7 protein-coding genes are annotated in these 9,063 nt (G+C 70.8%); all 7 read right to left on the minus strand.

Annotated elements, in window-relative coordinates; all coding sequences use genetic code 11:
- Nucleotides 1-22 precede the first annotated feature (22 nt).
- Complete coding sequence (locus U9977_RS09145) at nt 23-4,186, minus strand: OmpA family protein (protein ID WP_322748769.1); 4,164 nt, start codon at nt 4,184-4,186, stop codon at nt 23-25.
- A gap of 19 nt (nt 4,187-4,205) precedes the next feature.
- Complete coding sequence (locus U9977_RS09150) at nt 4,206-4,619, minus strand: hypothetical protein (RefSeq protein ID WP_322748770.1); 414 nt, start codon at nt 4,617-4,619, stop codon at nt 4,206-4,208.
- 13 nt (nt 4,620-4,632) lie between these two features.
- A complete protein-coding gene (locus tag U9977_RS09155) occupies nt 4,633-5,175 on the minus strand; it encodes a hypothetical protein (protein ID WP_322748771.1) in 543 nt (180 codons plus the stop codon).
- Between the two features lie 16 nt (nt 5,176-5,191).
- The gene (locus U9977_RS09160) at nt 5,192-6,835 is read right to left on the minus strand and encodes a hypothetical protein (RefSeq protein ID WP_322748772.1); all 1,644 of its coding nucleotides are present in this window, start codon (nt 6,833-6,835) and stop codon (nt 5,192-5,194) included.
- A complete protein-coding gene (locus U9977_RS09165; RefSeq protein ID WP_322748773.1) occupies nt 6,832-7,305 on the minus strand; it encodes a hypothetical protein in 474 nt (157 codons plus the stop codon). Before U9977_RS09165 ends, U9977_RS09160 begins: the two co-directional genes overlap by 4 nt.
- Before the next feature lie 54 nt (nt 7,306-7,359).
- Nucleotides 7,360-7,899 carry a hypothetical protein gene (locus U9977_RS09170; RefSeq protein WP_322748774.1) on the minus strand — a complete coding sequence of 180 codons (540 nt, stop codon included), beginning with the start codon at nt 7,897-7,899 and terminating at the stop codon, nt 7,360-7,362.
- Nucleotides 7,900-7,942: 43 nt separating this feature from the next.
- A partial coding sequence (locus U9977_RS09175; protein ID WP_322748775.1) for a phage tail sheath C-terminal domain-containing protein occupies nt 7,943-9,063 on the minus strand: 1,121 nt, incomplete at its 5' end.

The following is a 9,063-nucleotide window of genomic DNA, read 5'->3' on the forward strand; positions in this document are numbered from 1 at the left end:
GGTCTCCATCGGGTCTCCACGGTCAGAAGGCACGCAGGAAGTGCGAGCGGCGGATTTCGGTGAACTGGTTCAGGCCGTCGACGTCCGCGGCGTCCCACAACCGTTTGCTGTACGCGACGCCCACGAGGTTCGACGTCCCGTCGAGCATCAGGTTCTGGTTGGTGAAGAACTGGTTGCCCGCGGGCAGGGCCGGCCGCACGTAGTGGCCGGTGTTCACGGTGCCGGATTTGTTCGTCAGCACATGGCCCACCTCGTGCGCCGTCGTGTCCAGTGGTTCGGTCGCCCCGTTGATGAAGCAGGCGGCGACATCTGGCGCTCCAGCGAAGTCGATCTCGGGCCCGGACTCGCCGTGGTTCGTGGACGCCAGGCCACCCGTGTAGAACACCCGGATCGTGTGGGCCAGCGCCGGATGGGCGGCGGCAATGACGGCCTCGTTCGCCAGAGTGACCGACCGCGGGTTGTTGACGCCGGGTGGTGCCTCGATCAGCACCACGCGGTGCCCGACGCTGACGTAGGTGGCCACCAGCCGATCGCCGGGGGCGGGCTGCGAGGCGAGCGTCAGCCGGCCGGTGGTGAGGTCAAGCGCCACCTCGCCCGGACCCGGAACCCGGCCGGTCACCACCCTCAGCGCCATCTGTGCCCCACCGTGGTGCAACACCACATGGTTACGCGGATCGTCAACCACGGGCGGGCGCAGCAGCACGAATGCTCCCGGCCCGGTCAGGGACACGGTCTCGCCGGGCACCAAGCGGTTCTCCGATACGACGTCGTTGGCAGCCGTACCCGGTCTGACGACGGTTTCGACCACGATCCCGAGCCGGGCATAACACTCTTCGGCAAAACGCAGGTCCCGGGCGAAGATCGGGCTTGTCGTCAAGGTCGGCACCACCCCGTTCCCACCGGGAGCGACCCGCAGCACGAAGATCTGCAGGGGTAGCCGGCGCCGGTCGTCGGTGGGGGTTCGCGCGAAGACCGGCGTCGTCCGGGAGACCTGGACGCCGGGGACACCCCGCTGCGGGTACGTGCTGAGCACGCGGCTGCGTACGTCCGCGCGCCGCAACCGGTGGTTGCGCTGGTTGCGGGTCGCAACCAGGGGGGTAGCGGGCAGATCGGGGGGCAGCACGGCGGGCAGGCCACTCGGCGTCACCTGGTTCTGGTCGTCCTCGTCGGTCACCAGCAGCACGGCCCGGGAGATGAACACGCCCGAGCCTGCGGCCGACTCGACGAGGGTCAGGTGCCGGTCGGTGGGGGTGAAGAAGTCGTCGCCGTTCTCCCGCACGGTGCGCCACTCGATGTCGGTGGCGCCGCTGCCGGATCGCGACACGTCCCGCAGCCGGAAGTAGAAGCGCCGCGAGTCCGCGCCGACGAAGTTGGCGTTCTCCGCCTGGCCGATGGCCACGATGCCGGCCGCGTCGAAGGCATGGTCCCACAGCCCGACCCGCACGCTGGTCACCGCGGGTGCCGCGGCGGTCGCGGCCTCGACGACGTCGAGACGGCCCACGGTCATGGTCGCCCGGTCCCCCTCCGGCTCGATGCCGGCCAGCCCCAGGTGAAAGCCGGTGTCGCCGCCGAGCGGGCTGTCCTTGACGCCCTCGGCGAACACCCTGCGCTCGGCCGGCGGATTCACCGCCGGCAGCACGAGCGCCGCGGTCGCGGTGGCCACCGCGGTCTGGCCGGTGGCCGGCACCTCCTCGGCGAACGCCTGCACCCCGTCGGTGATCGGCGTCAGCACGAGATCACCGACAAAACCGGCGGGCACCGGCGGGCGAACCAGGAGCATGGCGCGCTCGTGGCTGAGATCGGGCAGCGCGGTGTGCAGGAAGCGGCCCGGGTTCAGCTTTACGACGTTCGCCAGCGGCGGCGGGTCGACGACCGGCGCCGTCCGGCTCGCGCAGACGTCGAGAGTCAACTCGACGGCGGTCATCCTGGCCTCGGCCGCATGCCCGGGCTGGCCCGCCACCGTGAGCGCGAGGCGCAGCTCGACGTCGTCCACCGCGGCGCTGGCGCGGCGGCCCTCGGCGAACAGCTCGATGCCGGCGCGCAGCTGCGCGGCGGTGAAGACGTTGTCGGTACCGTCGAAGGCCATTTCAGTAACGCCGACGGCGGGGTCGAAGAACCGGACGGCGTCACTGGAGCGGGTGAACGTCCCGGAGCCGGTGAACGCGGCGTCGACGCTGAGCCGGCACCACTGACGGGGCGGGTTACTGCCGGGCTTACGGACGACCACCGCCGTGGGTGCGCTGAGGCTGGGATGGACCGACGCTGCCGCCAGGCTGGTGACGACCACCTCGAGCACCGTTGCCGGGTCGGCCAGCCGGGCGCAGACGACGTTGCCCCTGGCCGAGCTGAGCGGCTCGCCCTTGCGGCGGGCGACCACCGGTGCCCGGACCTCAAGGGTGTAGACGCCGATCCCCTGGGGGTCGGTGAACGCGAACCGGCCGTCGGACCCGGTGCGGCCCGCGATCGGCCAGCCGCTCAGCGTGCCCCTACGGTGTTCATCGGTCATGATCTTGCCGCTTGGTGCGATCAGTACGAACGGCGTGTCCGCCAGCGGGCTGCCGTCCTCGAACAGGATGTTGCCGCTCACCGCGACATCCCCAGGCTCGGCCGGCTGGCGGGAGAAGCGCGCGGCGTCCGGGGTTGTGCAGGTCTCCTTGGCCTGGGGGCGCCCTTGCCTGGGCTGGGGGTGCGGCCGGACAAAACACGTGTGGGTGGTGGTGTTGCTCGCATTCAGGCACCACCTCGGGCTCACCGATCCGGGCGCCGGCAGGTCGAAGGTGTCCGGCTTGCGCACGTCGGCAGGCAGGTGATCGGCCCGGACGAAGAGCAGCTCGACCCGGCGGTTGCGCCGTTCGGCGTCCTCGGTGTCCTCGACCGGGTCTTTCTCGCCGCAGCCCAGCCACTTCAGCGGGCCGCCGTCGCATCCGCCGGCGGCATTCGGCAGGAGCTGACCGGGATCCACCGAGAGCGGGTCGCGGGCGAGGTAGGCGTCGATCAACGCGGCCCAGGTGGCGTCGTCCACCGTGCCGGACGGCGCCAGCCCCCGACCGGTCTGGAACCGTGCCACCGCATCCCGGGTCAGCCCGACGTTCTCGGGCGGCGGCGTCTCGGTGTCGATGTTGCCCTGGTAGAGACCGAGGTCCTGGAGGATCCACTGCTGCTCGCGGCGTCCCCAACTGTCGTTCAGGCTGCGCGTGGTACCGGACGGGTGTGGACGGCGCAGCTGGTCCCACTCGGCTCGGGCCGCCTGAGCCGAGGCCGGGTCGCTCCCGGTGGTCAGCATGGCGAAGGTCGCGCGTGCTCGGCGTTCGGACAGCGACTGGTTGTAGGTGTCCGAGCCGGTCAGGTCGGTGTGGCCGACGACGAGCAGCCGCTGGTCGGGGTGAGCCTTGGCATATGCCGCCACCTGCGCGAGCACCGTCCGCATGCACGGCTCGACGAATGCCTTGTCGAAGTGGAAGTGGACGACGAACGTGGTCGCCAGGGTGGGGGCCGGACGCAGGGTGATCTTAACGTGGGTCAGTGCACCCGGCCGGACGACCGCGGCGGCCTCGCCCTGCAACGGGGGCGGCCCGACGACCGTGGCGCGTGCGGTGTAGGTGCCAGGCGGGAAGGCCGGTTCGGTCCACACGTTGTCCTTGCAGGAGGTGAGCGTCCGCTTAAGCGCCGCGCCGTCCGCCTGGTTGCCGACGACCGTCACCGTGACCAGGTCCAGGTCGAAGTCCGGCCGGCCCTCGACGACGACCTCGACCTCCAGCGTGCCCACCGTCGGCGGGATCGGCGGCGGTGGGATCACCGGCGGCGGCTCCTGCGGCACCGCGGGTGCCGGAACGAACTCACGCAACGTGAAGCTGTACTCGTACAGCTCGGGCCTGCCGGCCAGCGCCCGCACGCCCATCTCCTCGATCAGGACGTCCTGCACCCGGGCCGCGGTGGCGATGTCCGCCGCAAACGCAACGGGCTGGGCGGTCAGGAACTTCTCGCGCAACGCCTTGAGATCCGCGCCGGCCTTCTCACCGGCGAGGGCGCCGGTCAATGTGATCGTGGTGGCGCGGCGGCCGACATCCGTCGTGAGGTCGCCCTCCAGCCCTGGCACCGGATGCTCCTGGAGCACCCGGTCCTGGTCGGACTCGATCTCGTCGACCAGTTGCAGCTCAAGGTCACCGAGCATCGGCTTCACCGCCACCGCGATCCCTCCGGCCCGCTCAGCTGTTGATGAACGTCAGGTCGCTCAGGATGGCCGTGATCAATTTGTCGATCTGCTCCTGGACGTCCTTCAGCGAGGGCAGGCTTCCGACCACGTCGACGATGCGCAGCACCTCGTCGACGTCCGCAGCCTGGTCGGGCAGCAGCTTCTTCGCGGTGTCGAGAACCGACCGCACGCCACCGGTGAAACCCGAGATGTCGCTGAGCACGGGGAGCTGGTTCACGTTCAGATTGTTGATCTCTTTCTGGAGTTTGGCCAGCAGGTCGGACAGCTGGGTAATCAGGTTGCCGATCGGCAGGTTGAGCGCCTTCAGGGCCTTCACCGCCTGCTGGATCGGGGTTTTCGTCGACTCCAGGAGGTCCTTCAGCTCCTGCAATGCCTTTTTCAGGTCGTCGTACAGGTTGGTGGCCACAGCATCGCCTTCGTTAGGGTTTCATATCCGCTAGAAGTGCGTTGAGCGTCCGCAGCCGCTCAAGGAACGGGGACAGGGTCTCGACGAATTCCTCAAGGCCGGTGACGAATGCCTGGCCGAAGGCCAGCCCGTCCACGAGCTGGTCCATCAGCTCGGCGGCGTCGCCGAGGATGTCGGGGTCCAGCACCGCCGGATCCTCAGGTTCGGCCGGCTCGAGGAACTGCCGCAGGCTCAACACGAAGGCGGTGCGCTCCGGGCGGCCGCCCAGCTCCTGGAGCTGGAGGTCGTCGATCACGACCTTCTCGATCTCGGCATCGGTGGTGATGTCTGCGACGAAGTCGAACGGTGCGCCCGAGCGGAACTTCTGCTGCAGCCGCTCGATGAACGGCGCCGCATCGATGCCGGTCGCCACCCCCCACAGCGCCACCCGGGTCGGCCGCCGGCCCAGGTCCTGCAGCTGGCTGCCGTCACCACCCGGCGCGTGGTGCTCGGCGAGCGCCCGCCGGTCGTAGGTGCCGATCTCCTGCACCTGCGGCAGCTCGAGGTCGTCGAGCATCGGTCGCATGGCCGGTTCACACCTCGATCCCGTGCCGGCGGGCATCGTCCAGCAGCACCTGGGCGATCCGGCGGGTCAGCTCCGCGCCGTCCAGCGGGTCCAGCCCGGCCCCGTCGCGCTCCGCCCCACGCCGCAGGGTCGCGCCGGCCACCGGGATCACCGGTAGCCCGCCGGCGGCGGGCGCGATCAGGGCCGGATGCGACGCCGTCATGCCCGGCGCGGCACCCAGCCGCTCGGATGCCGTCGGGGCTGCCGTGGAGTCGTGCGGGGCTGGTAGCGGGTGGTGCGGGTGGTGCGGGCTCCCCGCCGGCTCCGTGCCGGATCCGGCTGGTGCGGCCGGTGTGGCTGGTGTGGCCGGACCCGCGGGCCAGTCGACCGCGTGCGTCGACCGCACCGGTCGGCTGTGCTCGGTGCCGTCCACCCCCCGAGCGCCTCGGGCGCGCCGGGGCACGGTCGCCCCGCGCCCGCGGGGTGCACGCCCGGCGGGGTCACCGATCCGGACGGCTTCGTCGCCGAGCCGGGCGGCGGGGCCGTGGGCTGACGGATAGGGCGAGGCGGGTGACGCGGGTCGGTCGGCGACCCGATCGAGTCCGGTCGACTCCGGGTACCCGGAGTCGCGACCGGTCGCGGCGTCCCTAACGGCGGGATCAGACCAGGCGGAAGCCGGGCGGGTGGGACGGGTGTGACGAGAGCGGACCCGATGCTGTGGGAAGCCGTGTCGCAACAGGAGCTCCGGCGATGCGCCCAGACCGGCGATCGGCACGGCGCACGGTGACGGGAGTTCGGCGGCCGGCCGCCTGCCTTCGCCGGTAACCGGCGCTGGGTCCCGTAGGCGCTCGGCCAGCCGGCGGATGGCCGGCTCGAAGGCCGCCGCCGGTGCACCGGGTCCGGGGCGTCGGACGCTCGGCGCGCCAGTCGACGGGGCCGTGCGCGGTGCGGTCGACCGGGACGTCGGTACCGCAATGTCGTCCGGCGTCCCGGCGAGCCGGCACAGCAACCGGAAAACATCGGCCTCCGGCGGCGCGGAAAAAGTATGATCGCGCCGCCTTTGGCCGGCTAGCAGGGCACGGCCGACACTCGCAGGCTGGCGGCACGCGTCCGACGCCGGAACCTCGGTGATGGCCGGTGTCGCGGACGGCGGGCACGGCGAGTCGCCATCCGCGGTGACCTGTGCCCGGCCGGTGCCCGCCGCCCGGCCGAGCGCCGCCGTCCGGTGTGGCACGGCCGCGGGTCGCACGTCGGGAAACGGAAGGCTGGGCCGCGCCAAACGCGCCAAACGCGCCAAACGCGCCAAACGCCCCGGACGCCCCGGTGCGCCACCAGGCCGGCCTCCCCCGCCGGCATGCATCGGATCGGCGCGGTGGTGCAGATCGGCGGGGTGCTCCACGCCGGCACCGTGTTCGACGCCGTCCAGCACCTGGGCGAGACAGGTCCCGAGCAGCGGCCGGTGGTGCAGCCGAGGCAGCCCGGCCGGTGTCCCGGCCCACGCACAGAGCGTGGACATACGCGCCGCCCGCCGCACGGGGACCGACAGCGCTCGCGACCAGCAGTCGAGCAACCGGCCGGTCGACAGTACGGCGGCGGCCCGCCGGGCGGGATCTGACCACCACCGCCGGTCGAGTATCGCCGGTACGGGCACGGGGGTGGCCGCGGGTGTCATCGGCCGGCCCCGTCTGCGCGGGCCATCTCGAGATAGAGCAGGATCTGGCCGATCGTCATCCCGCTCACCTCCTCCGGCGTCCACCCGAATTCCCTGGCCAGAACAAAGCAGGCCCGTGCCAGCGGGGTCTGGACCAGCTCAGCCAGCTCGTCGCGTGGGGTGTCGACGCCGCTGATCTCGTTGATCCGCTCGACCAGAAAGCGGGCCAGCCCCGCCGGCAGTCCGGTCACCTGGTCGAGCCCGAGCGCAGGCTGGACGAGGGCCTGCTGGATCATCAATGCGGCCGAAAGGCCGTCGTCGCCCTCGCTGCTGGCCCGGCCGATCTGCTGCAGGTCGCGCACCGTCAGCGGCCGCAGCACGACCGTGGCATCGACCGCCGCACCGCCGCCGCCCGCCAGCAACGCGGCGGGCACCTGTACGTCGTGGGTCAGCCCCCCTCCGACGAGGAGATCCTCAGCCGTCAGCGTCATGGCGCATCCTCACTGCGTTTCTGGCCGGTGGCATTCCCGGCCGGTGGCATCGGGTCAGGACGTCGGTAGCGTGGGGAAGGCCACGGACACGTCCTTGCCGGCTTCCCTGTCGAGGACGCCGATCCGCGCCGCCTTGAACCGCACCTGCTCCATCACGAAACCCTCCTGCGGCAGCCGGAAACCCCAGGTCTCGAAATTCACGCCGAAGACGTTCACCTTGAGCGCGTTGTCCGGCAGGTGCGGGTCCCGCAGGATGAGGTTGAGGACGAAGCGCGGCTGAATGCTCGTCTTGTCCTTCTCCAGAGCGCCGCGGCCCAGGAGCAGGAACAGCAGAGCACCGTTGATGTACGCCCGGCCGATACTGCCGGTGATGTGCACGTTGCCAGCGGCGATGGTGGCCACGTCACGCGCGCCGATCTCGTAGAACTCCTCCAGTTCCGTGCGCACGCACACCTCCGCCTCGGTGACGCGTCCCACGATCGCAGTGGTGTAGGCGTCGTTGACGGCGGCGAAGTCGGCCTGCTGGGCGGGGGTGCCTTCCACGGCGATTCCGAGCGTGCCGTGAGCGCCGACGAAAACGTTGTTGAGTGCCACGCGGCTCCTCCTTCCGAACGGGTTGGGAATCTCGGGGAACCGCTTATTCGAGGAATATCGTGACCTTGATGAAATCGATGCTGAAGGTAGGCCGCAGGAGCATCGTCACCGCGACGATTCCCTTCCGCTGCTGCTCCCGGGTGGCCGCGACGTCGAGGTCATAACTGATCAACATCTCGTCGTCCACCATCTCGTTGAGGAAGCTGGCGATGGTGGTCCGCAGTGCCGTGCGCACCCGCTCGTTGTTCAGCAGGCCGATGTAGGAGGTGGCCGCCGAGCGGACGCCGAACTTCGCATAATCGACGATCCGCCGGGTGGTGATCTGATGCCAGGCGGTGTTGCTCGACGTCGTGATGCCCTGCACCACTCGGAACCCCTGCCGCACCTCGAGGGCGAGAATCCGGGCCTGCACCAGCTGGGTCAGTTCGGCCGGGGTGTAGCGCGTCTCGAGGTCGCCGACCGAGAGCACCTTGTTCGTCAGGCTGACGTGCGGCGGGTAGCTGGACAGCAGGCCGGCGACGGCCGCCGCGGCATACGCCCCGGACAGCGCGACGTCCACGCGGGCGGCGGCGTCCCCGAACGTGATGCCGGGAGCGACGAGGACGAGGCGGTCGCTGTCGAGGTTGTGCCCGCGCAGGATGTCCAGGGTGGTGCCGTGACCGGCCCCGACGACGGCGATCCGGTCTCGCCGGACGGCGTCGCTGCTGGCCAGCTGGCAGTGCGCGTTGAGCTCGTCGGCGAACGCCGTGGTCCGGCCGGCACCGACGATGATGTGGGCCTCCTCGTTGAGCAACAGATCCAGACCCGCCTTGTACTCGGTGTCCCCCGCGCTCTCGCCGTTACTGCCGGCGATGTTCGTGCCGGTACCGAACGCGGCTGGATCAGCGGTGAGCGTCAGCGCCTCGCCGGGGTGGGCACCGGCCTTGGCTTGCACCCAGGCGGACGAACCGAGGTGTGCGACGAGGTCGGCGCCGTTCACCACCGTGTAGCGCTCCTCGCCGCGGCCATAGCGCAGGACGACCGTCGTCGCGCTGGCCGGGTCGACCGCGTACCACGCGGTGACCACATCGGCCGGCTGGAGGGTGACCCCGAACGTGAGGGCACCGGTGGCAAGGTCGATCCTCACCTCGTTCGCTCGGGGCGCCGCTGCCGCGCCGTCCTTGA

The organism is Protofrankia sp. Cas8 (assembly GCF_963555845.1).
Classification (GTDB): domain Bacteria; phylum Actinomycetota; class Actinomycetes; order Frankiales; family Frankiaceae; genus Protofrankia.